At 60.4% G+C, this 25884-nt stretch carries 25 protein-coding genes and 1 pseudogene; 10 read left to right on the forward strand and 16 right to left on the reverse strand.

The window, feature by feature from the left end; genetic code table 11:
- Positions 1 to 43 precede the first annotated feature (43 nt).
- A complete protein-coding gene (gene hemB / locus M5G20_RS04740) occupies positions 44 to 1018 on the forward strand; it encodes a porphobilinogen synthase (RefSeq protein ID WP_273918153.1) in 975 nt (324 codons plus the stop codon).
- Positions 1019 to 1052: 34 nt separating this feature from the next.
- On the opposite strand, the gene M5G20_RS04745 is transcribed toward hemB, so the two are convergent.
- Together M5G20_RS04745 and M5G20_RS04750 are read right to left on the reverse strand one after the other, a co-directional pair.
- On the reverse strand, positions 1053 to 2588 hold the full coding sequence (locus M5G20_RS04745; protein WP_273918154.1) for an FAD-dependent oxidoreductase: 1536 nt from the start codon (positions 2586 to 2588) through the stop codon (positions 1053 to 1055).
- 91 nt (positions 2589 to 2679) lie between these two features.
- Positions 2680 to 4893: a TonB-dependent receptor gene (locus M5G20_RS04750; protein ID WP_273918155.1), complete on the reverse strand. Its 2214-nt coding sequence runs from the start codon at positions 4891 to 4893 to the stop codon at positions 2680 to 2682.
- A gap of 282 nt (positions 4894 to 5175) precedes the next feature.
- Between M5G20_RS04750 and M5G20_RS04755 the strand changes: the two genes are divergently transcribed.
- A complete protein-coding gene (locus M5G20_RS04755; protein WP_273918156.1) occupies positions 5176 to 6264 on the forward strand; it encodes a DUF1615 domain-containing protein in 1089 nt (362 codons plus the stop codon).
- Between the two features lie 81 nt (positions 6265 to 6345).
- Here the strand turns inward: M5G20_RS04755 and M5G20_RS04760 are convergent, their stop codons facing one another.
- From M5G20_RS04760 to M5G20_RS04775, 4 genes are all read right to left on the reverse strand, one after another.
- Positions 6346 to 6708 (reverse strand): hypothetical protein, encoded by a 363-nt coding sequence (locus M5G20_RS04760; RefSeq protein WP_273918157.1) that lies wholly within the window; start codon positions 6706 to 6708, stop codon positions 6346 to 6348.
- 113 nt (positions 6709 to 6821) lie between these two features.
- The gene (locus tag M5G20_RS04765) at positions 6822 to 7544 is read right to left on the reverse strand and encodes an anti-sigma factor (RefSeq protein ID WP_273918158.1); all 723 of its coding nucleotides are present in this window, start codon (positions 7542 to 7544) and stop codon (positions 6822 to 6824) included.
- Positions 7541 to 8068: a sigma-70 family RNA polymerase sigma factor gene (locus M5G20_RS04770; protein ID WP_273918159.1), complete on the reverse strand. Its 528-nt coding sequence runs from the start codon at positions 8066 to 8068 to the stop codon at positions 7541 to 7543. Before M5G20_RS04770 ends, M5G20_RS04765 begins: the two co-directional genes overlap by 4 nt.
- Positions 8069 to 8175: 107 nt before the next feature.
- Positions 8176 to 8697 (reverse strand): DUF3455 domain-containing protein, encoded by a 522-nt coding sequence (locus tag M5G20_RS04775; RefSeq protein WP_273918160.1) that lies wholly within the window; start codon positions 8695 to 8697, stop codon positions 8176 to 8178.
- Between the two features lie 151 nt (positions 8698 to 8848).
- On the opposite strand from M5G20_RS04775, the gene M5G20_RS04780 reads away from it, so the two are divergent.
- The gene (locus M5G20_RS04780) at positions 8849 to 9472 is read left to right on the forward strand and encodes a glutathione S-transferase (RefSeq protein WP_273918161.1); all 624 of its coding nucleotides are present in this window, start codon (positions 8849 to 8851) and stop codon (positions 9470 to 9472) included.
- Between the two features lie 66 nt (positions 9473 to 9538).
- Here the strand turns inward: M5G20_RS04780 and M5G20_RS04785 are convergent, their stop codons facing one another.
- Entirely contained in the window at positions 9539 to 9979 is a 441-nt protein-coding gene (locus tag M5G20_RS04785) for a CBS domain-containing protein (RefSeq protein ID WP_273918162.1), read from the reverse strand.
- Between the two features lie 252 nt (positions 9980 to 10231).
- Between M5G20_RS04785 and M5G20_RS04790 the strand changes: the two genes are divergently transcribed.
- Entirely contained in the window at positions 10232 to 12592 is a 2361-nt protein-coding gene (locus M5G20_RS04790) for a DNA polymerase II (RefSeq protein WP_273918163.1), read from the forward strand.
- Here the strand turns inward: M5G20_RS04790 and M5G20_RS04795 are convergent.
- Both M5G20_RS04795 and M5G20_RS04800 read right to left on the reverse strand, forming a co-directional pair.
- Positions 12557 to 13027, reverse strand: coding sequence for a DUF1810 domain-containing protein (locus M5G20_RS04795; protein WP_273918164.1), 471 nt, complete (start codon positions 13025 to 13027; stop codon positions 12557 to 12559). The two genes, M5G20_RS04790 and M5G20_RS04795, sit on opposite strands and share 36 nt — an antisense overlap.
- 27 nt (positions 13028 to 13054) lie before the next feature.
- On the reverse strand, positions 13055 to 13876 hold the full coding sequence (locus tag M5G20_RS04800) for an aldo/keto reductase (RefSeq protein ID WP_273918165.1): 822 nt from the start codon (positions 13874 to 13876) through the stop codon (positions 13055 to 13057).
- Between the two features lie 292 nt (positions 13877 to 14168).
- On the opposite strand from M5G20_RS04800, the gene M5G20_RS04805 reads away from it, so the two are divergent.
- The 3 genes from M5G20_RS04805 to M5G20_RS04815 all read left to right on the forward strand — a co-directional run bounded on the left by M5G20_RS04805 (position 14169) and on the right by M5G20_RS04815 (position 16538).
- The gene (locus M5G20_RS04805; protein ID WP_273918166.1) at positions 14169 to 14906 is read left to right on the forward strand and encodes a hypothetical protein; all 738 of its coding nucleotides are present in this window, start codon (positions 14169 to 14171) and stop codon (positions 14904 to 14906) included.
- Between the two features lie 115 nt (positions 14907 to 15021).
- Positions 15022 to 15807, forward strand: coding sequence for a sulfite exporter TauE/SafE family protein (locus M5G20_RS04810; RefSeq protein ID WP_075948295.1), 786 nt, complete (start codon positions 15022 to 15024; stop codon positions 15805 to 15807).
- A 170-nt stretch (positions 15808 to 15977) separates the two neighbouring features.
- Positions 15978 to 16538, forward strand: a complete 561-nt coding sequence (locus M5G20_RS04815) for a DUF4174 domain-containing protein (protein WP_273918167.1) — start codon at positions 15978 to 15980, stop codon at positions 16536 to 16538.
- A 138-nt stretch (positions 16539 to 16676) separates the two neighbouring features.
- Here M5G20_RS04815 and ampC read toward each other — a convergent pair whose 3' ends face one another.
- The 3 genes from ampC to M5G20_RS04830 all read right to left on the reverse strand — a co-directional run bounded on the left by ampC (position 16677) and on the right by M5G20_RS04830 (position 20653).
- The gene (gene ampC, locus M5G20_RS04820; RefSeq protein WP_273918168.1) at positions 16677 to 17834 is read right to left on the reverse strand and encodes a class C beta-lactamase; all 1158 of its coding nucleotides are present in this window, start codon (positions 17832 to 17834) and stop codon (positions 16677 to 16679) included.
- A 116-nt stretch (positions 17835 to 17950) separates the two neighbouring features.
- A complete protein-coding gene (gene gudD, locus M5G20_RS04825) occupies positions 17951 to 19294 on the reverse strand; it encodes a glucarate dehydratase (RefSeq protein ID WP_273918169.1) in 1344 nt (447 codons plus the stop codon).
- A gap of 12 nt (positions 19295 to 19306) precedes the next feature.
- Complete coding sequence (locus M5G20_RS04830; protein ID WP_273918170.1) at positions 19307 to 20653, reverse strand: MFS transporter; 1347 nt, start codon at positions 20651 to 20653, stop codon at positions 19307 to 19309.
- A 280-nt stretch (positions 20654 to 20933) separates the two neighbouring features.
- On the opposite strand from M5G20_RS04830, the gene M5G20_RS04835 reads away from it, so the two are divergent.
- A complete protein-coding gene (locus M5G20_RS04835) occupies positions 20934 to 21644 on the forward strand; it encodes a FadR/GntR family transcriptional regulator (protein ID WP_273918171.1) in 711 nt (236 codons plus the stop codon).
- A 74-nt stretch (positions 21645 to 21718) separates the two neighbouring features.
- Here M5G20_RS04835 and M5G20_RS04840 read toward each other — a convergent pair whose 3' ends face one another.
- Complete coding sequence (locus M5G20_RS04840) at positions 21719 to 22618, reverse strand: DMT family transporter (protein WP_273918172.1); 900 nt, start codon at positions 22616 to 22618, stop codon at positions 21719 to 21721.
- A 95-nt stretch (positions 22619 to 22713) separates the two neighbouring features.
- On the opposite strand from M5G20_RS04840, the gene M5G20_RS04845 reads away from it, so the two are divergent.
- Together M5G20_RS04845 and M5G20_RS04850 are read left to right on the forward strand one after the other, a co-directional pair.
- Complete coding sequence (locus M5G20_RS04845) at positions 22714 to 23577, forward strand: LysR family transcriptional regulator (protein ID WP_273918173.1); 864 nt, start codon at positions 22714 to 22716, stop codon at positions 23575 to 23577.
- Between the two features lie 129 nt (positions 23578 to 23706).
- Positions 23707 to 24768 carry an AI-2E family transporter gene (locus tag M5G20_RS04850; RefSeq protein WP_273918174.1) on the forward strand — a complete coding sequence of 354 codons (1062 nt, stop codon included), beginning with the start codon at positions 23707 to 23709 and terminating at the stop codon, positions 24766 to 24768.
- Here M5G20_RS04850 and M5G20_RS04855 read toward each other — a convergent pair.
- The 3 genes and pseudogenes from M5G20_RS04855 to M5G20_RS04865 all read right to left on the reverse strand — a co-directional run.
- A complete protein-coding gene (locus M5G20_RS04855) occupies positions 24765 to 24956 on the reverse strand; it encodes a hypothetical protein (protein WP_075948310.1) in 192 nt (63 codons plus the stop codon). The two genes, M5G20_RS04850 and M5G20_RS04855, sit on opposite strands and share 4 nt — an antisense overlap.
- Positions 24957 to 25071: 115 nt before the next feature.
- Entirely contained in the window at positions 25072 to 25266 is a 195-nt protein-coding gene (locus M5G20_RS04860; protein WP_273918175.1) for a hypothetical protein, read from the reverse strand.
- Between the two features lie 242 nt (positions 25267 to 25508).
- Positions 25509 to 25884: pseudogene (locus M5G20_RS04865) on the reverse strand (DUF2875 family protein); the annotation flags it as partial.

Genomic DNA, 25884 nt, shown 5'->3' on the forward strand with positions numbered 1-25884 from the left:
GCAAGCTTGCTCCTGCAAATTTCCCCGTTTCTCAGGAATACCCATGTCCAGTCAGTTCCCCGAAGCACGCCCACGCCGTCTGCGCCGCAATGCGAGCCTGCGCAGTCTGTTCCAGGAAACCGAGTTCAGCCTGAACGACCTGGTGCTGCCGATATTCGTCGAAGAAGAAATCGATGACTTCGTCCCGATCAAAAGCATGCCCGGCGTAATGCGCATTCCCGAGTCGAAACTGGCCGGCGAGATCGAGCGGTATGCCCGGGCCGGGATCAAGTCGGTGATGACCTTTGGCGTGTCGCATCACCTCGATAGCCGTGGCAGCGATACCTGGAACGACAACGGCCTGGTGTCGCGCATGTCGCGCATTGCCAAGGACGCGGTGCCGGAGATGATTGTCATGTCCGACACCTGTTTTTGCGAATACACCGACCATGGCCATTGCGGCGTGCTGCATAACCATGAAGTCGACAACGACCAGACCCTGCTCAACCTCGGCAAGCAAGCGGTCGCCGCGGCCCGTGCCGGTGCCGACGTGATCGCGCCGTCCGCCGCCATGGACGGGCAGGTCCAGGCGATTCGCCGGGCGCTGGACGCAGCCGGGTTCACCCAGACGGCGATCATGGCCTATTCGACCAAGTTCGCTTCGGCGTTGTATGGTCCGTTCCGCGAAGCCGGCGGCAGCGCGCTCAAGGGTGACCGCAAAAGCTATCAAATGAACCCGATGAACCGCCGTGAAGCGTTGCGTGAATCGCTGCTGGACGAGCAGGAAGGTGCCGATGCGCTGATGGTCAAACCGGCCGGTGCGTATCTGGACATCATCCGCGACATTCGCGAGGCCTCGCGCCTGCCATTGTCGGCGTATCAAGTCAGCGGCGAGTACGCGATGATCAAATTCGCTGCCCAGGCAGGTGCCATCGATGAGGACCGTGTGGTGCGCGAAAGCCTTGGCGCAATCAAGCGTGCCGGCGCTGACCTGATCTTCACTTACTTCGCGATGGACCTGGCACTGGCCGGGATCTAAACGACACCACCGCTCCCACAATGGATTGTTCAAGTCAGGGGTTGTTGAAAAACGGCCGGATCCCGTGGTGATTGAAATACCGCTCAATCACCTTCGGATCGGAACACGTCTCGGCAATCGCCACATAGGTATCGGGCCGTAACAGGTAAAAGCCATTGCGGCCCAATCCGGCTTCTTCAAACGCCGGCCGCCAATCGAACACCTGCAACGGCAGATGGTGTTCGTGGCACCAGGCGATCATCTCGTCGCTGGTGTCGCCGTACACATGCACCTGCCACGTCAGGCATTTCAGCGATTCGAAATTGTCACCTTCACCGTCGTGCGCCCAGGGCAAGCGGTCGCCGCCGTGCACGTGCCCGGCAACGCCGTTGCTCAGGGGCATCGCGCGGTAGTTCAGGGTGATCTGCGATATCGTGCGGAAGAGGAATTCACGGGAGGCTTCAAACGAGGCCATTTTTGGAATCAGAAATGGCGCCAGGCGTGTGCGCAATACATCAGCCATGGGGCCTTCGGCGGTGACGAACGTGAACACCCGGTCGGTGGTGGCCACCAACTTGCGGGCGAAGGCGATGCGTTCGGTTTCATAGGTGTCGAGCAAGCCGGCCTCGGCACCGCCACTCAGCACCGCCGCGAGTTTCCAGGCGAGGTTAATCGCGTCGCCGATACCGGTGTTCATGCCCTGGCCACCGGCGGGGCTGTGCACATGGGCGGCGTCGCCCAGTAAAAAAGCCCGGCCGGTGCGGAAATGATCCGCCACCCGATGATGCACGCGGTAGGTCGAGAACCCGTTCAACTGTTCGATCTTGACCTGCATGTGCTCGATGGCCCGGCGGCTGACGTCTTCGAATCGCAGGGTTTCGGCCTGCTCGGCGCGGTCATCGCGCACGGTGCCGATCAATCGCGCACGACCTTCAGCGGCCAGCGGGAACACCACGAGAAAGTCCGCTTCATCAAGATCCACGTGCAGTTCGCCGTTGAACGTCGGACCGCTGGCCTGCACGTCGGCGACGTAGAAAATTTGTTGATAGGTGCCGCCGGGAAATCCGGTGTCCAGGGTTTTGCGCACGATTGAGCGGGCGCCGTCGCAGCCCGCCAGGTAGCAGGCCTGGCAGGTTTCCTGTTGACCGTCGGCCAGGCGCAAGGTGGCGGTGATGCCATCGCCGGTTTCCTCGAAGCCCAGCAGCTCGGTGTCGCGCTCGACGCGGATGCCGAAGGTTTCTAGACGTTCGATGAGCAGCCGTTCGTGTTCATCCTGCGGGAAGATTTCGAGAAACGCGTAGGGTGTCAGACCCTCGCCGATACGGCTCAGGGGCAAGCGGGCCACGGGCTCGCCCTTGACCCAGAAATTGGCCGCAGCCACGCGATGGCCGCGCTGGACGATGGCATCCGCCAGGCCGAGCTGGCGATACAGCTCCAGCGTCCGCGCCTGCACGGCCAGTGCCCGCGACGTGGTGCCGGGGGCTGACGTCTTGTCGATGATCCGCACGCGGATCCCCAGTTTGCTTAGCCACAAGGCCAGCACCAGCCCGGTGGGGCCGGCGCCGATGATCAAGACGTCGCTTCGGTGCATGAACCCATCCTCTTCGCCGTGTGGTTCAAGTATGGTCCACAGGCGTAGGGCGGCCAGGCTGACTGCTCAACGGAAAAACGAGCGTCAACGACTAGAAGTCGATGGTGCCCGACAGCTTCGCCATCCGCGGTTCGCCCTGGGTCAGATAGCCGCCCTGCGCCGATTCCCAGTATTTCTTGTTGGCCACGTTCTCGACGCCGAAGCGCAGGGTCACGTCTTTCTCCTGAACCTTGAAGGCGTAGCGAGCGCCAGCGTCGAAGCGGTTCCAGGTCGGCAGGCTGAGGTTGTTTGCGGCATCGGCGTATTGGCCACCGGTGCGCAACATCCGGCCATTGAGTGCTACGCCTTGCAGGCCGGGTACGTCCCAATCGACGCTGGCGTTGAACTGAAAGGTCGGGACACCGATGGCGTGGTTGCCGTCGTTGAGGCCACCCTGTGTTTTCTTCAATTCGGTGTCCATCACCGTGACGCCGCTGAGCAGACGCAGACCGTCGATGGGCTCGCCGAAGACGTTGAGTTCCACGCCTTTATTGACTTGCTCACCGTCGTTCACGAAGCGTGCGGTGGTGTCGTCGATGACTTCGGTGTAACCATCCGCCGGCTGCTCGATGCGATAAACACCGAGGGTGGCGCCATAGGTGCCCATGTCGACTTTCACACCGGCTTCGATCTGCTTCGAGCGCGCCGGGGCGAACGCTTCATTGCCATTGACCACGACTCGCGAACCGGACGTCGTCGGCGAGGTCGGCCCCTGCGCCAGACCCTCGATGCGGTTGGCGTAGAACGACACATGTTCCCACGGCTTGAACACGATGCCGTACACCGGCGTGGTGATCGATTCGTCATAGTTGGACGTGCGGGTGCCGGTACCGTAGGCATAGCCCTGAACGACCATTTGCTGGCGCCGCACGCCGACGGTCACCAGCAGGCGATCATCGAAGAACCCCAGGGTGTCGGACACCGCGCCGCTGCGCACGAAGGTCTTGCCGGTGATGCCCGGATCGTGCAAGTCGCCGCCGGAGAAGCCGCCCTGTGGTGCCGGGACGTCAACCGGGTGATAGATGTTGTTCGGGTAACGGGTCAGGTCGAAATCGTAGGCGTTGCGCTGTTGCGTCCAGATGCCGGCCAGGCCGAAGTTGAGTTGATGGCTGACCGGGCCAGTGGCGAATTTGCCGTTGAGGCCGGCCATGGTGCTGGTGTTGTCCTCGTCGTGGGGAATGAACGAGCCGGTCGTGGTGGAGCTGCCATCGTTTCCGACCAGGGTCGTGCTGTTGTAGTTGCCGACTTCGCGGGTGTGTTTGGCACCGGCGGCCGCGTAAGCGGTCCAGCTCTCGTTCAGGTCGTACTCGGCGCGGAGCATGCCGAAGGTGTCTTCAATCTGAGTAAAGCCCCACTTCTGTGCGTAGTTGGTGTCGGCCGACGGCGCATCCGGGATGTGCGTGGCGGTGCCGAGATTCACCGAACTGCGGCCACCGTTGATGCGCTCCTTCGAGTAGACGAAATCACCGGAAATGCGCAGGGCATCACCACGATAGTCGAGGCCGATGGCGAACAGTTTGGAGCGCTGGTTTTCATCGTCGATGGCGGTGTCGCCTTCGCGTTGCGACAGGTTGATGCGCGCACCGAAGCGGTTGTCCTCGCCGAAGCGTTGGCCGACATCCAGATGCTCACCGATGCGCCCGTCGTCACTGATGTCGGTGCTGAAGCGACGCAGCGGCACGTCCCCGGCGCGTTTGGGTTGCAGGTTGACGCCGCCACCGATGCCGGAGCCGGTCGGGGTCACGCCGTTGATGAAGGCATTCGGACCTTTGAAGACTTCCACACGCTCCAGCGCGTCAGTGGAAATGATCTGCCGCGGCAGGATGCCGTAGAGACCGTTGTAGGAAATATCGTCACCGTTGAGGGGCAGGCCACGGATCATGAACGTCTCGGCCTGGTTGGAAAACCCGGAAGCCTGACGCACCGATGAGTCGTTGAGCAAAACGTCGCCAACGGTTTCGGCCTGCTGGTCGCGGATCAGTTGTTCGGTGTAGGCCGTCACGCTGAACGGCACGTCCATCGCGTCCTGATTGCCCAGCACGCCCAGTTGGCCGCCCCGCGCTACCTGGCCGCCGGCGTACACCGGTGGCAGCTCGGACGGTGACGGGGCCTGGGCGTTGACGTTGACGTCGTCCAGCACCAGCGCTTTGCCATCGGCTTGCGGAGCGGGCGCGGGGGTTGCGGCATGGGCGGTGAAGGTTAATGAACAAAGCAGGGCGATCAGCGTCGGGCGAAAGGGAGCGCCGGTGCGGACTGGAGTAATCATGTTTCGTTCCTGGGCGGTGAGCGCCGGTAGAAAAGGAAATGACGGCGCAAAACTCCATGCGCAAATGCGACTCCAGATGCAAATGATAGAAGTTCCCAATCGCATCGCGCAATCATTTTGTCATTACGGTCTGCAGGTGAAGATTGGAGGGGGTTGCAATTCCCATCACTCCGGGCAGAGATTCGGGTTGCCGGAGGAACAGTTGCTCTGTGCCGCAGTCATAGCCTGCGCAATGCCATTGGTCGTATGGTTAACCCGGTTCAACGGACTCCCTGGAGCAACATGCAAGCCCAACGATTGATCATGAGCGTCGCCGCGTTGCTGGTGTTGGCCGGTTGCAGCAGCCAACGGACCCAGGAGCCACCGGTGCGCAAACCTGCCGAGGTCAAGGCGCAAATCGTGCGTTTGCTGCCGGCCAAAACGGTCGACCGTCAAGGCTGGGCCACGGATATCTACGCCGCGTTCGCCGCACAGAGCATTGCACCGACCACGCAAAACCTGTGTGCCGTGCTCGCGGTGACCGAGCAGGAATCAACTTTCCAGGTCGACCCGAGCGTACCGGGGCTGGGCAAGATCGCCCGCGAGGAAATCGATCGCCGAGCGACCAAGGCACACATTCCCGGACTGCTGGTCAGCGGGGCACTGCGGGTGAGTTCGCCCAATGGCAAAACCTACAGCGACCGCCTCAATGCAGCGCGCAGTGAGAAAGAACTGAGTGCGATCTTCGATGATTTCATCGGCATGGTGCCCATGGGCCAGACCCTGTTCGCCGGTTTCAACCCGGTACACACCGGTGGGCCGATGCAGGTCAGCATCGATTTTGCCGAGCAACAGGCCAAGGGGTATCCCTACCCGGTGGATGGCTCGATTCGTCGTGAAGTCTTTACCCGCCGCGGCGGCATGTATTTCGGCATCGCCCATTTGCTGGGTTACCCGGTGAGTTACGAACAGCCGCTGTATCGCTTTGCCGACTTCAATGCCGGTTGGTACGCCAGCCGCAATGCCGCGTTCCAGAACGCCGTCAGTCGTGCCTCGGGCATCCCGCTGGCGCTGGATGGCGACCTGATCCGCTACGGCTCGATCATGCCCGGCAGCACGGAGCTGGCGGTGCGCACCCTTGGCAAGCAGTTGGACATGCGCAATCCGACGATCAGGGACCAACTGGAGGAGGGCAGCAGCCTCGAATTCGAGGACAGCAAGCTCTATCAGCGGGTCTTTGCCTTGGCTGAAAAGGCCGAGGGGCGAGCGCTGCCCCGTGCAGTGTTGCCGGGGATTGTCCTGCAAAGCCCGAAAATCACTCGAAAACTCACCACCGCGTGGTTCGCCAAACGGGTGGATGAGCGTTATCGGCGTTGTATGGCGCGTAATTGAGGATCAGAAAAACGCAGGCATGAAAAAGCCCGGCTGATCAGGCCGGGCTTTTTGCTGGGGTACTGCGGTGGGGTGATTCAGTTACGCAACGGTGTTGCCTTTCAGGCGGTCGGAACCATCGGCGGCGACTTCGTTGCCTTTCAGGCGATCCGAGCCATCAGCCGCGACGGTGTTGCCTTGCAGGCGGTCAGAACCATCGGCGGCGACTTCGTTACCTTTCAAACGATCCGAACCATCGGCAGCGACGCGTTTTTCGATCAGGCGATCCGAACCGCCCTCAGCTACGCGATTCTGGATCAAGCGATCCGAACCACCTTCAGCCACACGGCTTTCAATCAGTCGGTCCGAGCCGCCTTCAGCGACTACGGGTTGAGCAGAGGTCGCGGCAAACGCGTTAACTGCGAAGATCGAGAATGCAATGCTGAGGATGGTTTGGCGTTTCATGATCGTGTGCTCCGGGGTGTTGTTGGTGGGTATGGAGCCCATGTTACGCCGCACAATTTTTAAGAGAACTTCATTGAGGTGATGGTGAACATCGACAGCAATGATGTTGCCGCTCAGAGCACCTTCACAGCGCGGCCGATGAATTGAATCGGCCCGGTTGGCTTGCCGATTGGCGAGCCATTGGGGTTTTCCAGCGTCAGCTCGAACAGTTGGTTGGGCTCCAACGGCGGCAGTTTGTCCAACGGCACCGAAAGCGTTTGCCCCGGCTTCACCAGACCGAGGGACACCGGCCCTTGCCAGCCTTCGGCCTTGGTCCAGAACTCCAGTGCCTTGTCCTCCGGAACCTCCGCGACACCCAGCGGGATCAGCTGGATTTCCCTGGGGTTGCTGGCCTGAATGACCCAGCCGGGCGCCTTGTCCTGCGGGGCGACCAGCACCACCAGATAAGTCGGTTTGGCCGTGGTTTGCGTCAGCAGCAACGCGCCGAGCAATAAGCTTGCAGCCAGCCCGGCACCGGTAAGCCCTCGCCACAGAGGCAGGCGATTCCACCAGGTTGCCGGTGTGATCTCACGCGTTGTCGATGATGGGCGACTCAGGGCATTCACGCTGCGTTCGATGCGCTGCCACAGGTGCGTCGATGGGGTTTGTGGTTCGGCCAGTTCAGTCAGGCCCAGCAGACGGCGCTCCCAGCTGTCGACGGCGTTGCGCAGCGCGATATCGCTGCGCAGGCGTTGCTGAACCTCGGCTCGCTGCTCGGCGGACAGCGTTCCCAGCACATACTCACTGGCCAGCTCATCGAGCGCTTGCGGGGTTTCGTCGGTCGGTCTGCTGATCATCCCATGCACTCCCGTAAAGCCGTCAGGCTCCGCTTGATCCACGCTTTGACGGTGCCCAGCGGGGTGCCGAGTTTGTGTGAAATCTGTGCGTGGGAATAGCCGTCGACATAGGCGTGCACAATGCAATTGCGCCGCGCCGGTTCGAGTTGTTCCAGGCACAAGTGGATGCGAGCCGAATGTGCCTGGACATCAAAGCTGTCCTCGCTGTCTGGCACGTCGACCTCGCCTTGAATTTCGCGCTGGTGATCACGCAGGTAATTGAGTGCCAGATGCCGGGTCACGCTGAACATCCAGCCCCGGGCCGAACCCCGCGCCGGATCAAAACGCCCGGCGCCGGTCCAGATCTTCAGAAATGCATCGTGGACGATGTCCTCGGCCAGCGCTGTATCCCGCACCAGACGCTTGGCAACCCCCAACAGCCGCGGGCTCTCCTGCACATACAAATCGCGCAGGGCCTGACGCTCGCCGCGAGCGCAGGCAGCCAAGTGGTGTTCGTAGTCGAAAAGGGTTTCGGGCAAGGACACGTTCTCGGCCGGCGGTGAATTGATAGGTCGAATGCAATCTAGCAAACAAATGGCATTCCTGTGGGCGCGCGTCGCTCCCACAGGTTGATCACGTCAGATCCCGGGCCTCAACTGGCCGCCCAGAAAATATAATCCGCCTGATATTTCACCACTTCCTGCTTGCCCTTGTTGGCGGTCGTGCATTCGCTACTTGGCGCGACACCGCCCTTGAGCGCGACCCGCTGGATGTAGCTGACACCGCTCATGGCGCCTTTGTCTTCAGCCGGGTTGGCCTTGACCAGTTGGTAAGGCAGGTTGCCCGGGCTCGATGGCGCCACGGCGAGTTGCGTGCCGGTGATTTTCGACCCGTCCTTGGCCTGCCAGGTGGCCGGTGGTCCGAAATAGCTGCCGACCTGCTTGCCGCTGCGATCATTGAGCACGGCTTTGGGGCCGACGAAGGTCCACTCGGTCTGGCCGGCCGCATTGGCCTTGTCCCGGCATTCGTAGGTAATTTCGCCGACCCCGGTGGTCTCCATGGCCACCTTGTGTCCGTCCGGTACCTTGATGCTGTCGGGCAGACCGGTCTGGGCGTAGACCGCAGGAACGGTGGCGAACAAACCGACAAGGCAAATAAGCTGTTTGGCGTTCATCAATAGCTCTCCGAAAGTGGGTAATGCACTGGGCAGCAACAGGGGCTGCTACAGGTACTACCCTTGGCAAGGCATTCTGGATGCAGTGCATCGAAGAAATTTTTCAGCGCGGCAAGAGTCAGCTGCTGGAGAGCATCCCAAGGAGGTGTGTATGTATCAGCTCTATGGTCACCAGAACTCGGGCGCGGCGGCGGTCGAGGCCGCGCTGGAGCTGTGTGAGATTCCTTATCGTTTCATTGATGTCGAGTCGTCTGCGGAGGCTGCGCAGGCGTTGGTGAAACTCAATCCGCTCAAGCAGATTCCGACGCTGCAACTGCCCGACGGCAGCATCCTGACCGAGAGTGCGGCGATCCTGATTCATCTGGCGTTGACATTTCCATCGTCGAAACTGTTGCCGGATGCCCCCGCCGACCGCGATCAGGCCATTCGCGGCCTGGTATTTATTGTCAGTAATTGTTACTCGGCAATCGGCATCATCGATTACCCCGAACGCTGGCTGGCCACCACCGATGAAGCCTCGCGGCAAAACCTGATGGCGGGTACCCGCGCCCGGCTGCACTGGAGTTGGGAGGTGTTTGCCGATCAGTTCTCTGGGGAGTTGTATCTGGGCGAAGAAACGCCTGGCGCGCTGGATGTGCTGGCGGCGGTGGTCACGCGGTGGGCGGGGAGTCGGGAGCATTTACGCCGCACTCGACCCGGTTTTTATGCCTGGCTGGAGCGGATTGACCGGCATCCGACATTGGCGCCGGTGTTTGCCCGGCATTGGCCTGCCTGAACAACAGTGCCGATCAATTGCAGGAGCGAGCAGACTCGCTCCTGCAGGGGGGGCGGTGGCCGGGCGCTATTCGCCGCGAATGTACTGCTCCAGCTGCCGGATCAGTTCAGCCTGTTCAGCAATGGCTTCCTTGACCAGGTCGCCGATCGACAGCAAACCGATCAACCGGCCGTTTTCCACCACGGGCAAGTGACGCAGACGTTTTTCGGACATGATGCCCAGGCAGGTATCGACCGTCTGGTGCGTGTCCACGGTGATCACCGGCGTCACCATGATGTCGCGCACCGGCGTACCCACCGAAGAACGGCCATGCAGCACCAGTTTGCGCGCGTAATCACGTTCACTGATGATGCCCAGCACTTCATCGTTCTCCACCACCAGCAAGGCGCCGACATTCTTCTCGGCCATCTTCATCAGCGCTTCCAGCACCATGTGATCCGGTTTGATCTGGTGCACTTCCTGGTTTTTCTGATCTTTCAACTTGAGCAGTTGCGCGACGGTTTTCATGGCGGTTTCCCGGGTGTTGTCGTTGTCCTTGAAGAATCGTAGACACAAGCGTTCAGGGCAAGGGCGAAAGCGGCAGATAACGCGCAAAAAACGTCATTTGCCGATTTTTCTTTCGAATCCGCAAAAGATCGCCGCCTTCGGCAGCGCCTGCACTGGGATGCGTACACCCTGTAGAGCTGGCGAAGGCTGCGACCTTTTCGAGGCGATGACGCGTAGAATTGGCCCCCTGAATCAACTCCGAGGTTTGCAGTGGTGGATTTACCCCAGGGCTTCGTCCTGACCCGGCATTGGCGCGATACCCCGGCGGGTACGGAAGTCGAGTTCTGGCTGGCGACCGACAGCGGTCCCCGGCGAATCCGCTTGCCGTATCAGCCGTCGGTGGCGTTCCTGCCGGCCAGCCAGCGCGAGCAGGCCGAAGCGCTGCTGCACGACGAAAAAAACGTCGAACTCAAACCGCTGTCCCTGCTGGATTTCGAGCATCGCCCGGTGCTCGGCCTGTATTGCCGCCAGCACGGGCAGTTGATGCGCCTCGAAACCGCGTTGCGCCGGGCGGACGTCGAAGTCTACGAAGCCGACGTGCGCCCGCCGGAGCGCTACATGATGGAGCGTTTCATCACCGCGCCCGTACGCTTTGGCGGTACGCCGGGCGAGGGTGGCCTGCTGCTCGATGCGCAGATGAAGCCCGATCCTGACTATCGACCCAGCTTGAAACTGGTGTCGCTGGACATCGAAACCACCGCGCAGGGCGATTTGTACTCCATCGCCCTGGAAGGCTGTGGCGAGCGTCAGGTGTACATGCTTGGCCCGCCCAACGGCGACGACAGTGAGGTGGACTTCCAGCTCGAATACTGCGAATCACGCACGCTGCTGCTGAAAAAGCTCAACGACTGGTTCGCCCGACATGACCCCGATGCGATCATCGGCTGGAACGTCGTGCAGTTCGACATGCGGGTGCTTCACGAACACGCCCGGCGCCTGGGTGTACCGCTGACGCTGGGGCGTGGCGGCGAGGACATGCAATGGCGTGAACACGGCAACGGCAATCATTACTTCGCGTCCGCTGCCGGGCGACTGATCATCGATGGCATCGAAGCGCTGCGTTCGGCGACCTGGAGCTTCCCCTCCTTCAGCCTGGAAAACGTCGCGCAAACCCTGCTCGGCGAAGGCAAGGCCATCGACACCCCGTACCAGCGCATGGACGAGATCAACCGCATGTTCGCCGAGGACAAACCGGCGCTGGCCAAATACAACCTCAAGGACTGCGAGCTGGTCACGCGGATTTTCGCCAAGACCGAGTTGCTGACCTTCCTGTTGGAACGGGCCAGTGTCACCGGGTTGCCGGTGGATCGTATGGGCGGATCGGTGGCGGCATTCACTCATCTCTACATGCCGTTGATGCACCGTCAGGGCTTTGTCGCGCCGAACCTCGGCGCTAAACCGCCACAGGCCAGTCCTGGCGGGTTTGTCATGGACTCACAGCCGGGGCTGTACGAGTCAGTGTTGGTGTTCGATTACAAGAGCCTTTACCCGTCGATCATTCGCACGTTCCTGATTGACCCGGTGGGGCTGATCGAAGGACTCAAGCATCCCGACGACGTCGACTCGGTACCGGGCTTTCGCGGTGCGCGTTTTTCCCGTAACCGCCACTGCCTGCCCTCCATCGTCGCGCGGGTTGCCGAAGGCCGTGAAACCGCCAAGCGCGAACACAATGCGCCGTTGTCCCAAGCGCTGAAAATCATCATGAACGCGTTCTACGGCGTGCTCGGTTCCAGCGGTTGCCGCTTCTTCGATACGCGTCTGGCGTCTTCCATCACCTTGCGCGGTCACGAAATCATGCTGCGCACCCGCCAGTTGATCGAAGCCCAGGGGCACACGGTGATTTATGGCGACACCGACTCGACCTTCGTCTGGCTGCGCCGTGCCCACGGCCAACAGGAAGCCGTACAGATCGGGCGTGCGTTGGTCGATCACGTCAATCAGTGGTGGCGCGAGCACGTGAGGCAGGAGTACGGGCTGGAGAGCGCGCTGGAGTTGCAGTTCGAAACCCACTACAAGCGTTTCCTGATGCCGACCATTCGCGGGGCGGAGGAGGGCAGCAAGAAACGTTACGCGGGGCTGGTCACCCGCGCCGACGGCACCGACGAGATGGTCTACAAAGGCCTGGAGACCGTGCGCACCGACTGGTCGCTGCTGGCCCGGCAGTTCCAGCAAGAGCTGTATTCAATGATCTTCCACCGCAAGCCGTATCAGGACTACGTGCGCGATTACGTGCGCAAAACCCTGGCCGGTGAATTCGATGATCGCCTGATCTACCGCAAACGCCTGCGCCGCACCCTCGACGACTACCAGCGCAACGTGCCGCCGCATGTGCGGGCGGCGCGCATCGCCGATGATTACAACGACCAGCAGGGTCGCCCGCGGCAATACCAGAACGGTGGCTGGATCAGCTACGTGATCACCGTTGCCGGCCCTGAGCCGTTGGAGATCCGCAGCGCGCCCATCGATTACGATCACTACATCAGCAAGCAACTGCAACCGGTGGCGGACGCGATCCTGCCGTTTGTCGACGATGACTTCTCAACCCTGGTTGGGGGGCAACTGGGCCTGTTTTGAGTCCATCAACGACAGGGTCCAGTCATCCAGAATGCCGTGGAAGTATTGGTTCAAGGCCTGGTGAAACGGGCTGTCATCGGCGCAGACCTGGGCGAACAGGGTCATCGACGAATGAAACTTCAAGTCGTCGGGATGGCCGAAAATCGCCGCCACCGAGCGTTGCTGTATGTTCAGCACTTCCTGGGTGCAGATGCGCAGCCGGGCACCCAACAACGGGTGCTCAAGGTAAGCCTGCGCTTCTTCCCGGGAGCGGATCGCGAAGTGTCGGGACATTTCACTGCCGCCCAGCCCGGCGAACTGCGGAAAGACGAACCACATCCAGTGGCTGCGTTTGTGGCCGGCAGCCAGTTCGGCCTGAACCCGGTCGAACACCGGGTCTTGCGCCTGGATAAAACGTTGCAGGTTAAAATCGTCCGGGTGATCGGTGCTTCTCATCTCGAAGCCCTCTGAGTGCGCGCTGGCTCAGACCATCGCCAGCCGCTGCTTGCGCTTGGGCGCGTGAAACGCTTGGTCCAGCGCCTCCAGATCCCCTGCCTCAAGTTGCAACTGCGCGGCTTGCGCATTGAGTCGAACGTGTTCGGGGCGGACCGCCTTGGGGATAGCGATCACGCCGTCCTGGCGCAGCAGCCACGCCAGCGATATTTGTGCGGGCGTCACGCCATGGCGGGTAGCCACTTGATTGAGTGTGGCATTGGCGAGCATTTTTCCGCCCTGGCCGATCGGGCAGTAGGCCATGATCGGCATCTTGTGCTGCTGGCACCAGGGTAAAAGATCAAATTCTATGCCGCGTTGCTCCAGGTTGTAGAGCACCTGATTGGTGGCACAGACCGGGGTGTTCAGTTCCAGCAGGTCATCGACGTCGAAATTGGACACGCCCCAACGGCCGATCTTGCCCGACTCGCGCAGGCGTTCGAAGGCTTCGACGGTTTCCGCCAGAGGGTATTGGCCGCGCCAGTGCAGCAGGTACAGGTCGATGTGGTCGGTTTTGAGCCTGTCGAGGCTGCGTTCGCAGGCCTGTGGGATGCCTTGGCGGCTGGCATTGTGTGGGTAGACTTTGCTGACGAGGAAGACTTTGTCGCGCTGGCCGCTGATGGCTTCGCCCACGACGTGTTCGGCGCCGCCTTCGGCGTACATTTCGGCGGTGTCGATGAGGGTCATGCCCAAGTCGATGCCCAGGCGCAGGGCGGCGACTTCTTCTTTGTGGCGGGTGGGGTCTTCGCCCATCTGCCAGGTGCCTTGGCCGATGATGGGGACGTGGGTGTTGGCCAATTGTAGCGTGCGCATGTCCGTTTCCTTTTTCGCTGCGTTACTGTGGTGGGCATCAGGATAGTCGCAGGGTTCCGTATTGGCGGCCTCTGGGCCGGCCTGTTTGTTTTGGTGGTCTGCATTCCAACCTGTAGGAGCCGGCTTGCTGGCGAATGCACCCTATCAACCCTCCACCCCCCATTTGCATCCGTTGTTCCCTGCCAATGATCGATTCGCCACTCCCGACACTGCACTTTTTCCAATTGCCCGGCTCTATCCATAGCCGTTGCGGCGAATCCCGCCGCACAGGAATGTGCCAGCCCAATCCCTTATGGTTCGAGTGTTGCCCTTTAACCTTATCCGCGTTCGCCTGCTCGCCGGTCTGTTGCTGCTTAGCGCCAGCGGCTGCAGCCATCAGCCCGGCAATGATCTGTTTACCCAGATTCGCGACGGGAAACCCCAGGAATTCCTGCAAACCAGCGTCGATCGCATGGCCACGCTGGCGATGCGTGACAACCTCGACAGCCTTTACCTGCTGATGAGCAAGTTGTACCTGCGCAACCCCGACGAGTTGAAAAAATCCGGCTTTCTCGACGCCCGCACCGCCGGCAAGCAAGTGCGCCTGGCCATCGAACAGCAGCAGCCGCTTCCCACCCTGGGCGGTAAAAAAGACCTGGCGGCGTTGCGCTTTGCCATGAGCCCGGAGTTTCTAGGTGACCGGGTCGGCGCGTTCATTTATGCCATCGGCAGCATGCTGGTCACCGCCCACGGTAATCGCCTGGAGTTCTACATGACCGACGCGATCAACCCGACCTTCGTCAGCAACGCCGCGCGCAATATCGAAATCGCCACCTGGATCTTGAGCCAGCGGCAGAACAAGGATGGCCAGCCCATGCTGTTCTCCAACGAAATCTCGGAGGAGGGCAGTAACCTGAGTTTTGCCGTGGAGTTCGGCAAGATCGTCGCGCGGCTGGACCTGCTGACCCAGATGCTTGACGAGCGCTACCGGCGGATCGGTCTGAATTATGCGCAGAGCCTGTTGTTTCTGAATTTCCTGCCCGTCCAGTGAGTACGCCACCCCCATTGCATATGGCATAAAGATAGATCGCATCGATATAACTGGTTATAAGAAATATCGCTATGCTGCTGGCCAGATTTTCCCTGCGGTCTATGTGGACGTATCAATGGATTTAGTGAACATCGGGTTGGTTGTTGCCGGGCTGGTCGTCGGCTTCATTGTCGGCATGACAGGCGTAGGGGGCGGTTCGTTGATGACGCCTATCCTGCTTTGGTTCGGAATCAACCCTGCAACCGCCGTCGGCACTGATCTGCTGTACGCGGCCATCACCAAATCCAGTGGCGTGATTGTTCATAAAAAGAACAACAACATCGACTGGAAGATCACCGGTTGGCTGACCCTCGGCAGCGTGCCGGCCGTCATCTTGACGTTGTGGTTCCTCAGCACGCTGCATTCCAGCCCTGACGCAATGAACGCGATCATCAAGCAAGCCCTGGGCTTTGTGCTGTTCGCCACGGCGCTGGCGATTCTGTTCAAGAAACGCCTGCTCGATTTCGCCCACAAGCGTGCCGGTGGCAGCTACAACCCGAGCGGGCCGCGCCTCAATGTCCTGACCGTGATTACCGGCCTCGTCCTCGGCGCCATGGTCGCGCTGACGTCCATCGGCGCTGGCGCGTTGGGCACCGTGGCGTTGTTCATCCTTTATCCACTGCTGCCGACCCGCCGCCTGGTGGGCACGGAAATCGCGCATGCCGTACCGCTGACGCTGGTTGCCGGTCTGGGCCATGCGAGCATGGGCAACATGGATTGGCACGTGCTGGGTTACTTGCTGGTCGGCTCGTTGCCGGGGATTTACCTGGGCAGCCACTTGACCGGGCGTATCTCCGACGAACTGCTGCGCCCCTGCCTGGCGACGATGCTGATGCTGATCGGCTACAAGCTGGCGTTCTGATAAAACGCGGCACGCCAGATTTTGTAACGGTTTCATAGGGACCCAGCCTGTTGCGCAATGTCCGCCCTGACCTAAGCTTTGGACAAGGCAAAGCGAATTTGCCATGCGTCACCCGGAACGAACGCCGCGATGCGCAATCATTAGAGCGTGGATATCAAAAGGAGATGCGCATGCTCATCAGGTCTCTGACCCTGGCTACCTTGCTGGCTGTCGCCAGCCCCCTGTTCGCCGCCGATGGCGATTCACCTCTGGATATTGATAAGGGCAGGGCCCGGCCATTGATCGTGATCACGCGCAGCGCCGTTGATCCCGTCTGGGTAAACCTGAAGAAATCCCTGGAGGATCCAGCCAACAAGCAGGGTGTCGCCGACCGCAACATCAGGGTGTACAGCGTGCTGAATATGTCCGGTCAACTCAACGGCAAGGATCTCGGTCAGCAGGACACCATGGCGTTGATCCGTGCGCTGAAACTGGGGGCCGGGGCTTTGCCGAAAGTGATTCTGGTGGGCAAGGACGGCGAAAAGAAGCTTGAGAGTTCCGGGGAAGAATCGAAGTCGGTGGATCTGAAGAAAATCTTCGACACCATTGACGCCATGCCAATGGCTGAGAAAGAGGCGGCTGCACTGACATCGACACCGCCCCCGGGGGCCGCCGAGCCGGCACCGGCCAAGGGGGCCAAAAACGCCAAGCCGGCGAAGCCAGCCAAGCCACCTCAAATGCCGGATGACTGATTTAGCGTTGCCGCATCACGAGCAAGTTCGCTCCGGCTACCCGGTTGGAAACCGCAAAAAAAATCGCAGCCTTCGTCAGCTCCACCGATCCGTGGAGCCGCCGAAGGCTGCGATTTTTTGATCCTTGCGCTTACGCCATCAATTGTTCAAAGCACTCAGTACCTTGTGCGCAATCCTCACCCGATCCGCAATCGGATAATTCTTGTTCGCCAGAATCACAATCCCGACATCCTTCGACGGCACAAACGCAACATAAGCCCCAAACCCGCCGGTTGAGCCGGTTTTGTTCAACAACAAATTCCCGGTCTGCGGCTGAGGCGGATTCAGCCAGTGGACTTCGTGCGCCTCCATGGCCATCGGCGTCGAGTTGCCCGCCAGCAATTGATCGAGGGTAACCGGGTAGCGATACAACTCCCAACCCAAGCCCTGGGTCATGTTGTCGACCGTGTAGTAACCGGTGTGAGTCAAGGCGATGGCCTGCTGCAGCGGTTTTTCCAGGTGCGACGGTTTCATGTTCGCTTCGACATAAGCGATCAGGTCCGCAGCGCTGGTTTTCACCCCATACGCTTCGGAATCGAGCGCTCCCGGCCCGACCCTCACCGGTTTGCCGTCCTTGTTGTAGCCCTGGGCGTACAGCCCCATCTGATCCTGCGGCACCTTCAGGTAGGTGTGTTTCAAGCCGAACTTCGGCAGCAGGGTGTTTGCCATCGCGTCATTGAACGGCTGGCCCAGACTTAGCGCGGCAAGGTAGCCGAACAGTCCGAGGCTGGGATTCGAATACAGGCGGTGGCTGCCGGGGGCGTAGACCGGTTTCCATTGTTGGTAGTAGTCGAGCATTTTGTCGGCTGAATCGAATTCAGCAGGAAACTGCAGCGGCAAACCCCCGGCGCTGTAGGTGCCCAGTTGCAATACGCTGATGTTGTCGAAGGCGCTGCCGCGCAAGGCCGGCAGGATGTGACTGGCCTTGTCGTTCAGGGACAGTTTGCCGCTGGCCTGGGCGTAGGCGGCGAGGGTGGCGGTGTAGGTCTTGCTGACCGAGCCGATCTCGAACAGGGTGTTTTCGCTGACCGGCCTGGCGGTTTCTTTCGACGCCACGCCGTAATTGAAGAAGTGCTGCTTGCCGTTGACGGTCACAGCGACGGCCATACCGGCAATGCCTTGTGTTTGTATGACTGGCTGCACGGCGGCATTCACAAGCGCGTCAATCGGTTCCTTGGCGACACTCTGGCCCGTGACGAATATCGCTACGCAACCCGCTAGACACTTGAGGCGGGTGAGTTTGATTTTGTCGGTCATTGGCGGTGTTCCAGTAATTGAAAGGTGCCAAATGTAGACAATCAAACGGCGAACGACAAACAGTGAGGGTAGTAACCCCTGTGGGAGCGAGCAGGCTCCCACAGGGGGGCAGGATGTTAGCGCACCAGGCACGGCCGCTTGTTATCGAACTTCCAGCCCGGAATCAAAAACTGCATCGCCACGCTGTCGTCGCGCGCGCCCAGGCCCATGCCTTTGTACAGTTCATGGGCCTTGTTCACCTGATCCATATCCAGCTCGACGCCCAATCCGGGTTTCTGCGGTACCTGCACGCAACCGTCGACGATTTGCAGCGGCGCCTTGGTCAGACGCTGGCCGTCCTGCCAGATCCAGTGGGTGTCGATGGCGGTGATTTCACCCGGTGCGGCAGCGGCGACGTGGGTGAACATCGCCAGGGAAATGTCGAAGTGGTTGTTGGAGTGCGAGCCCCAGGTCAGGCCCCATTCGTGGCACATCTGCGCCACGCGCACCGAACCCTGCATGGTCCAGAAATGCGGGTCGGCCAGGGGGATGTCGACCGATTGCAGCTGGATCGCGTGGCCCATTTCACGCCAGTCGGTGGCGATCATGTTGGTCGCGGTTTTCAGGCCCGTGGCACGACGGAATTCGGCCATCACTTCACGACCCGAATACCCGTTCTCCGCGCCACACGGGTCTTCGGCGTAAGCCAGTACGTTGTGCTGATCGCGGCACAAACGGATCGCTTCCTTCAGCGACCAGGCGCCGTTCGGATCGAGGGTGATGCGGGCATCGGGGAAGCGCTCAGCAAGGGCGGTGACCGCTTCGATCTCGGCATCGCCGCTGAGCACACCGCCCTTGAGCTTGAAGTCCTTGAAGCCGTATTTCCCGTGGGCGGCGACCGCCAGTTGCACCACCGCATCGGCGGTCATGGCTTTCTCGTGACGTACGCGGAACCAGTCGTTGTCGGCCTCCGGTTCGCTGCGGTAGGCGAGGTCGGTTTCGTTGCGATCACCGACGTAAAACAGGTAACCGAGCATCTTCACTTCATCGCGCTGCTGGCCTTCACCGAGCAGGGCCGCCACGGGCACGTCCAGGTGTTGGCCGAGCAAATCGAGCAGTGCGGCTTCGAGACCGGTGACCGCGTGAATGGTGATACGCAGGTCGAAGGTCTGCAAACCGCGGCCCCCGGCATCGCGGTCGGCGAAGGTCTGGCGCACCTGGTTGAGGATCTTCTGATAAGTGCCAATCGGGCTGCCGACCACCAGGCTGCGTGCGTCTTCGAGGGTCTGGCGAATGCGCTCGCCACCGGGCACTTCGCCGACGCCGGTGTGGCCGGCGTTGTCCTTGAGGATCACGATGTTGCGGGTGAAAAACGGGCCGTGGGCGCCGCTCAGGTTGAGCAGCATGCCGTCGTGGCCGGCCACGGGAACGATCTGCATGCTGGTGATGATCGGTGCTTTGGCGATGTCTTGTTCGATCATTTTCTTATCCTTTCAGGCGTGACGTGGCGCGGTTTCGGCCGATGCAATGGCGGGCGCGGATTTAGGTTTGTTGCGAGCGGCGAAGACGATGATTGCGGCGATGATCGAGGTGGCGGCCAGGCCGTACAGCCCGCCCTGAATGGAACCGGTGCGCTCTTCGAGCAGGCCGAAGGTGGTCGGCGCGACGAAACCGCCGAGGTTACCCACCGAGTTGATCAACGCGATGACACCCGCCGCAATGCGTGCATCCAGATAAGCCTGGGGAATCGGCCAGAACAACGACGACGCTGATTTGAACCCCAGCGCAGCAAAGCAGATCGCCACGAACGCGAAGATCGGCCCGCCGGTGGTGGACATGAACATCCCCGCAGCAGCAATCAGCAGCGCGGTGGCAACCCAGGCTTGCTGGTGCTTCCATTTGGCCGACAGCGAAGCGAAGGCATACATGCCGATGATCGACAGCAACCATGGAATCGAGTTGAACATGCCAACCTGGAAGTCACTGAGGTCGCCCATCTTCTTGATGATGCTTGGCAGCCAGAAGGTCGCGGCGTAGATGGTCAACTGGATGAAGAAGTAGATCACGCAGAACAGGATGATCTGCCGGTCCTTGAGCAGTTTGCCCAGTGACGGCTTGATCGGCGTCGCCGCTTCGCGGGCCAGTTGCTCATCGTCGATGGCTTTGACCAGCGCGTCTTGTTCCTCACGGGTCAGCCATTTGGCGTCGTGGGGTTTGGAGTCCAGCCAGAACCAGACGAAGGCGCACAAGCCCACCGAGAACATGCCCTCGATGAAGTACATCCATTGCCAGCCGTGCATGCCCAGGCCGTTGATTTGCAGGAGTAGCCCGGACAGCGGGCCGGAGATCAGCGAGGCAATCGCCGAGCCGCTGAGGAAAATCGCAATGGCCTTGCCGCGCTCCACGCCGGGCAACCAGCGGGTGAAGTAGTAGATCACCCCGGGAAAGAACCCGGCTTCAGCCACACCCAGCAAGAATCGCAGGATGTAGAAGTGGGTTTCGTTCTGGATGAACGCCATGCCCGCAGCGACGAGGCCCCAGGTCAGCATGATGCGGGTCAGCCAGATCCGTGCGCCGACTTTTTGCAGGAGGATGTTGGAGGGCACTTCGAACAGCGCGTAGCCAATGAAGAAGAGGCCGGCCCCGAGGCCGTAGGCAGCCGCGCCGATGCCCAGGTCGTGTTCCATGTGCGTGCGGACGAAGCCGATGTTCACCCGGTCAATGTAATTGACGATGAACATGATGACGAACAGCGGCAGGACGTGACGTTTGACTTTGGAGATGGCGGACTTCAGCACGGAATCGGCGTCGTCGTGCATCCCGGAGACGGATGTATTCACTGCATTTTCTCCCACTCGTTATTTTTATGCGGGGTGTGACGGTACTGCGTTGTTGATAGACATCATACAACTAGATTTTTTTACCTTGCAACCCGTTTTGTCTAACAAAATAACGAGTATTTAGCGGATTGGCGGTTGCTTTGTGCTCGGCGTATCTGTTGTAGGTGGCGATAAATGCCCGATCTGTTGAGTGTTGTCATACAAGTTGGTGCGTTTTTTCTAACGATTCCCGCCAAGCGCAGTGCTACGATTCGTTAGCCAAGTTTCTCGGACGCCCCCCATGCAAGAAGACCTCGACGCACCTGCCCGCAAACGCAGCCACAACCTGGCCCACGACCTGGTGGCCAAGTTGACCCAGAGCATCCTGCTCGGGCAAATGCTGCCCGGCGACAAGCTGCCGTCGGAAAACTCGATCGTTCAGGAACACGGGGTCAGTCGAACGGTGGTGCGCGAGGCGATCTCGAAATTGCAGGCGTCGGGGCTGGTTGAAACCCGTCACGGCATCGGCACCTTCGTGTTGGAGCGCGCGCCGGAGCAGGGCTTGCGGCTGAATGTCGATACCGCGCTGGGAGTGCGCAGCATCCTCGAATTGCGCATGGGCCTGGAAACCCAGGCAGCGGCGCTGGCGGCGACCCGTCGGAGCGATCAGCAACTGGCGCAGATGCGCGAAGCACTCGACGATTATCAAAACCTGTTGGCCAACAATGACAGTTGCGTCGAGGCCGACCGACGCTTTCATCTACTGATTGCCGAAGCCACCGGCAACGTGTGTTTCAGCGAAATCATGCAGCACCTGGGGAGCGCCATGATCCCGCGAACCCGGGTCAATGCGGCGGAGCGTGGGGCGGTGGATTTGAGCAAGCTCGGGCAGTTGGCCAACCTCGAACACGAGGCGATTCTCAACGCTATCAAGCGCCAGGACCCGGACGCGGCGCGGGCGGCGATGTGGTTGCACCTGACCAATAGCCGGGACCGGTTTTCGCCTGGTTGAAAGGCCGAGAGACCGAGTCATCGTTCATCGCGGGCAAGCCCGCGATGGCGTCAGTCCTCAACTCAAACTGCTGATCAAACCCGCGCTACCTGAACCACCGCTCTGCGCTCCAGATTCAACGCCAGCACACTGATCAACACCACCACCGCACCCACGCCGACCATCAACGTCGGCCTCTCGCCCAGGGCAAAGGACGCAATGAGCATCGCCGTCGGCGGTACCAGATACAACGTCATCGTCGCCCGGCTCAGGTCCACATGCGCCAGTACATAGGCCCATGCCAGATACGCCAGCGCACTCGGAAAAATCCCCAGGGCAAACACCGCGAGCTGCACCCGCAGTGGCGCATTCACCACCTGATCCGCCAGCCCCGGCAGGAACACCAACAGCAGCGCGGTCCCGGACCAGACTGTGTAGCAAACCAGGGTCAGGCCGTCGTAACGTCCGGTGTGATGCTTTTGCAGCGCGAAGTAAATACTCCACGACAACGCCGACAGCAGGATCAGCAAACCATGGGCGTCGATGCTGCCGAAGCCGTGATCACCGGCCACCACAATCATCACGCCGACCAGTCCGAGGACGACGCAACCCCAGCGCCAGACGCTCACCCGATCCTTGAAGACGAAGCGCGCCAGCAGGGTGCTGAACAGCGGCGTCGTTTGCGCCAGCACACTCGATGCGCCGGCGCTGACGCCCTGTTGGCCGAAATTGATTGCCACGTGATGCAGGCTCACCGCAAAGAAACCCAACCCGAACAGCAGCGGCAGATCCCGGAGTGTCGGCGGGTGAATGCCCCTCGATACCGCGACCACGGCCATGAAGACCGACGCGATCAGAAAGCGCAGCAACGCCAGATGCGCGGGGTCATAGGCCAGTAACCCGATGTGGATGCCGCTCGGGGAGTATCCCCAGCAAGCTACGACAAACGCCATGGCCAGGATGATTTTCAGGGGGGAGGGGGTAAGTCGATTCATGGTCGTGCACCGATGGGAGATGCACTGAGTATCAGAAGCCTGATTGTTCTCCACAACTGACTTATACTGCGCTAACTGTTCACTTTGGGTGATGTATGGAGCTAGCGCAGATTCGCATGTTCAAGACCGTGGCCGAGGTGGGCAGCATTGCCCGTGCCGCCGAGTTGCTGCATTGCGTGCCGTCGAATATCACGGCGCGCATCAAGTCGCTGGAAGCCGAGCTGGGTGTGGCGCTGTTCCTGCGGGAGGGGCGTGGCCTGCGCATCAGCCCGTCGGGCCAGACCTTTCTGGCCTACGCCTCAAAGATTCTGGCCCTCACCGCCGAGGCCAAACGCGCGGTGGATCCTTCGGCCGATCCGTCCGGACCGTTGCGCATCGGTGCCATCGAGTCTTCTGCCACCGGGCGCTTGCCGCGTTTGCTGGCGAAATTCCACAAGCGCTTCCCGCAAGTGGCGCTGGAGCTGACCACTGGCACGTGGGCCCAGTTGCTCGACGACACGTTCAATCACAAGCTCGACGGTGCGATCGTCGCGGTCGACGTCGAGCGCTCGCAGCTCAAGCGCACGCCGATGTACCGCGAAGAGCTGCTGTTGATCGCCTCAACCTCCCTCGGACCGCTGCGTGACGTCGCGGACCTGCACGACAAGACCATGTTCCTTTGGCCGCAAGGCTGCCCCTACCGCGCGGCGATGGAGCATTGGTTATTGCGCAACGGGTTGTCGTTGCCGATTGTCAGCCTGGCCAGTTATGGCGCGATTGTCGGTTGCGTCAGCGCCGGGGCCGGCGTGGCGCTGGTGACAAAAGGGGTTTTCGATCAATACGCCAAGGGTGCCGGGTGCGTGGCGTTTGAGTTTCCTGAACTGACGGCCATCGAGAGCCTGTTCTACTGGCATGAAAACGCCGGGGTGCACCCGGCGCGAGAGGCGTTTGTGGCGATGTTGCGCGAAGAGTTCGCCTGACGCATTGCTCCGAAGGTTTATTGATCTGGATCCAAGCTTTATTCACGAACGTACGGCACTCGTGCGAATCGTGGCGGCCTAAGCATCAGGACGTACTTTTGCGTTCAGGCAGACTGGCATGGATCGGACATGAACGAAGAAAACCTTAAAGACAGATCGCTGACGATTCTGCTGGCGCTGGTGAGCATTGCTTTCGTCTGGATTCTGCTGCCGTTTTACGGGGCCGTATTCTGGGCGGTGATCCTCGGAATCCTGTTTGCCCCACTGCAACGACGGCTGCAATTGAAGTTCGGCTGGCAGCGCAACCTTACGTCGCTGCTTACCTTGAGTATCTGTCTGGTGATCGCGATCCTGCCGGTGATCGTCCTGAGCATCTTACTGGTCCAGGAGGGGACGGCGGTCTACAAGAACATCGAAAGTGGCGAGCTGGACATTGCCGCCTATGTAACGCAGTTCAAGCACAGTCTTCCACCGTACTTCCAGCACTTGCTCGACCGTTTCGGCATGGGCGAATTGAACGGGCTGCGGGAGAAAATCATCAAGAGCGCGATGACCGGCAACGAGTTCTTTGCTACACAGGCGTTCAGTTTTGGTCAGGGAACGTTTCAGTTCATCGTCAGCTTTTTCATCATGCTGTACCTGCTGTTTTTCTTCCTGCGCGACGGTGCGGAGCTTGCGCGAAAAGTACGCACGGCCGTGCCGCTGGAGGAAAACCAGAAGCGTCGTTTGCAGCTCAAGTTCAACCGTGTGGTGCGGGCCACCGTGAAGGGTAATCTGGTGGTCGCCATCACGCAGGGTGCTTTGGGTGGTTTGATTTTCTGGTTTCTGGATATCCCCAGCGCCTTGATCTGGGCCGTGTTGATGGCGTTTCTATCGTTGTTGCCAGCAGTGGGGGCGGGGATTATCTGGGCGCCGGTGGCGGCATTTTTCCTGTTCACCGGGGCGATCTGGCAAGGGGTAACGCTGGCCTTGTTCGGCGTGTTCGTGATTGGCCTGGTGGATAACGTGCTGCGACCGATCCTGGTAGGCAAGGACACGAAAATGCCCGACTACATGATCCTGATTTCGACCCTGGGTGGCCTGGCGATTTTCGGCTTGAATGGCTTTGTCATCGGTCCGCTGATTGCCGCGCTGTTCATGTCGAGCTGGGCCATTTTCATCGAAACCAAGCCGCGGGTTCAGTTGCCTTAGGCGTTGAGTTGGCCGTGCCGGCCGGCACTGATTTGCTGCGACAACGCTTGGGCATCAGGCAGTGACGTGAGTGGGCCGCTGATTTGTTCGCCGTCCTGGACCAGATACCAGCAGGCAAGCATGCCTAACGCCCTGAGCGGTGCGGGGACGGCGCTGCCGATAACGGACATGATCTGAACCTGGGACATCATAAGTACCTCCATCAATCTATGGAGCTACCTTACGGTGCGCCGCTTTTTACGGACAATCACCGTTTTCGATAGTGGTCATTGATGCCAGTGAGGTCAACCGGCCGGCTGTCCGTCAGTCAACCACCTGATCAAGCATATTCACCACTTCCTGCTCGCTGAGCAGGCCCTTGCGCACCAGGTTTTGCGTCAGCAGCGAAAGGAACTTGGCGCTGCGATGTCCTTCCAGGTGCTTGAGTTCGGTCAGTACGTTGTACACCTTGCTGGAGGTACACAGGCCGACAATGCGGTGCGGATTTTGTGTTGGCATGAAGTCGTCCTTGTTGTTATCAAGCTGTTGTGGGCGGACAGGCCCAAGCTTGCGGACCTGACGTGACATAAATATGACCGTTGGCTGCCATGGGGCAGAAGCGGTGTCGGGACAATCTTGCCCATTTGTGCGCCGTCTGCTGTCCCCAGAGCGACCTCGATGAGATTTATTCAGACCAGGGCCGGCATCCAGCCCTGCGCAATCCGATGATCGGCGGGGCCTCCCCAGGCGAACAGGATGGCTCATGGTTTGGGAGCTCCGCCGCTGGGGGAGCCGAACTTGAAAGGGTCGGCACCACGGTTCTGACGGTTTTTCTCTTTGCGGGCCTCGCTCGGAGGGCGGATCATTTGTACCGTCAGGCTGCCATCTGCACCGGCGTAAACCACCGCACTGGTTCCACCGTCCAGATAGCTGGCGATGGTCGCCAGGTTGATTTCCACCAGCGCGCTACTCACCCCTGTGTTGCCCAGGCGCCGCCCGATGTTGTATCCCTCGTCGACATTGCCCAGTTCAAGGCCGTGGCCGTCGGTATTCAGGCCGTGCAAGGCAAGGGTCAGGGCGATTTCAGCTTCTTGATTGTCGGTGGTGTCGTAGAAAACACGGACCGGCTTATGCCCT

This window comes from Pseudomonas sp. TNT2022 ID1044 (assembly GCF_028656895.1).
GTDB classification, from domain to species: Bacteria; Pseudomonadota; Gammaproteobacteria; order Pseudomonadales; family Pseudomonadaceae; genus Aquipseudomonas; species Aquipseudomonas reinekei.

What these genes read in the sequence shown, in the direction of transcription:
- hemB (WP_273918153.1), top strand. Translation starts at nt 44, where the DNA reads ATGTCCAGTCAGTTCCCCGAAGCACGCCCACGCCGTCTGCGCCGCAAT.
- M5G20_RS04745 (WP_273918154.1), bottom strand. Translation starts at nt 2,588, where the DNA reads ATGCACCGAAGCGACGTCTTGATCATCGGCGCCGGCCCCACCGGGCTG.
- M5G20_RS04750 (WP_273918155.1), bottom strand. Translation starts at nt 4,893, where the DNA reads ATGATTACTCCAGTCCGCACCGGCGCTCCCTTTCGCCCGACGCTGATC.
- M5G20_RS04755 (WP_273918156.1), top strand. Translation starts at nt 5,176, where the DNA reads ATGCAAGCCCAACGATTGATCATGAGCGTCGCCGCGTTGCTGGTGTTG.
- M5G20_RS04760 (WP_273918157.1), bottom strand. Translation starts at nt 6,708, where the DNA reads ATGAAACGCCAAACCATCCTCAGCATTGCATTCTCGATCTTCGCAGTT.
- M5G20_RS04765 (WP_273918158.1), bottom strand. Translation starts at nt 7,544, where the DNA reads ATGATCAGCAGACCGACCGACGAAACCCCGCAAGCGCTCGATGAGCTG.
- M5G20_RS04775 (WP_273918160.1), bottom strand. Translation starts at nt 8,697, where the DNA reads ATGAACGCCAAACAGCTTATTTGCCTTGTCGGTTTGTTCGCCACCGTT.
- M5G20_RS04780 (WP_273918161.1), top strand. Translation starts at nt 8,849, where the DNA reads ATGTATCAGCTCTATGGTCACCAGAACTCGGGCGCGGCGGCGGTCGAG.
- M5G20_RS04785 (WP_273918162.1), bottom strand. Translation starts at nt 9,979, where the DNA reads ATGAAAACCGTCGCGCAACTGCTCAAGTTGAAAGATCAGAAAAACCAG.
- M5G20_RS04795 (WP_273918164.1), bottom strand. Translation starts at nt 13,027, where the DNA reads ATGAGAAGCACCGATCACCCGGACGATTTTAACCTGCAACGTTTTATC.
- M5G20_RS04800 (WP_273918165.1), bottom strand. Translation starts at nt 13,876, where the DNA reads ATGCGCACGCTACAATTGGCCAACACCCACGTCCCCATCATCGGCCAA.
- M5G20_RS04805 (WP_273918166.1), top strand. Translation starts at nt 14,169, where the DNA reads ATGGTTCGAGTGTTGCCCTTTAACCTTATCCGCGTTCGCCTGCTCGCC.
- M5G20_RS04810 (WP_075948295.1), top strand. Translation starts at nt 15,022, where the DNA reads ATGGATTTAGTGAACATCGGGTTGGTTGTTGCCGGGCTGGTCGTCGGC.
- M5G20_RS04815 (WP_273918167.1), top strand. Translation starts at nt 15,978, where the DNA reads ATGCTCATCAGGTCTCTGACCCTGGCTACCTTGCTGGCTGTCGCCAGC.
- ampC (WP_273918168.1), bottom strand. Translation starts at nt 17,834, where the DNA reads ATGACCGACAAAATCAAACTCACCCGCCTCAAGTGTCTAGCGGGTTGC.
- gudD (WP_273918169.1), bottom strand. Translation starts at nt 19,294, where the DNA reads ATGATCGAACAAGACATCGCCAAAGCACCGATCATCACCAGCATGCAG.
- M5G20_RS04835 (WP_273918171.1), top strand. Translation starts at nt 20,934, where the DNA reads ATGCAAGAAGACCTCGACGCACCTGCCCGCAAACGCAGCCACAACCTG.
- M5G20_RS04840 (WP_273918172.1), bottom strand. Translation starts at nt 22,618, where the DNA reads ATGAATCGACTTACCCCCTCCCCCCTGAAAATCATCCTGGCCATGGCG.
- M5G20_RS04845 (WP_273918173.1), top strand. Translation starts at nt 22,714, where the DNA reads ATGGAGCTAGCGCAGATTCGCATGTTCAAGACCGTGGCCGAGGTGGGC.
- M5G20_RS04850 (WP_273918174.1), top strand. Translation starts at nt 23,707, where the DNA reads ATGAACGAAGAAAACCTTAAAGACAGATCGCTGACGATTCTGCTGGCG.
- M5G20_RS04855 (WP_075948310.1), bottom strand. Translation starts at nt 24,956, where the DNA reads ATGTCCCAGGTTCAGATCATGTCCGTTATCGGCAGCGCCGTCCCCGCA.
- M5G20_RS04860 (WP_273918175.1), bottom strand. Translation starts at nt 25,266, where the DNA reads ATGCCAACACAAAATCCGCACCGCATTGTCGGCCTGTGTACCTCCAGC.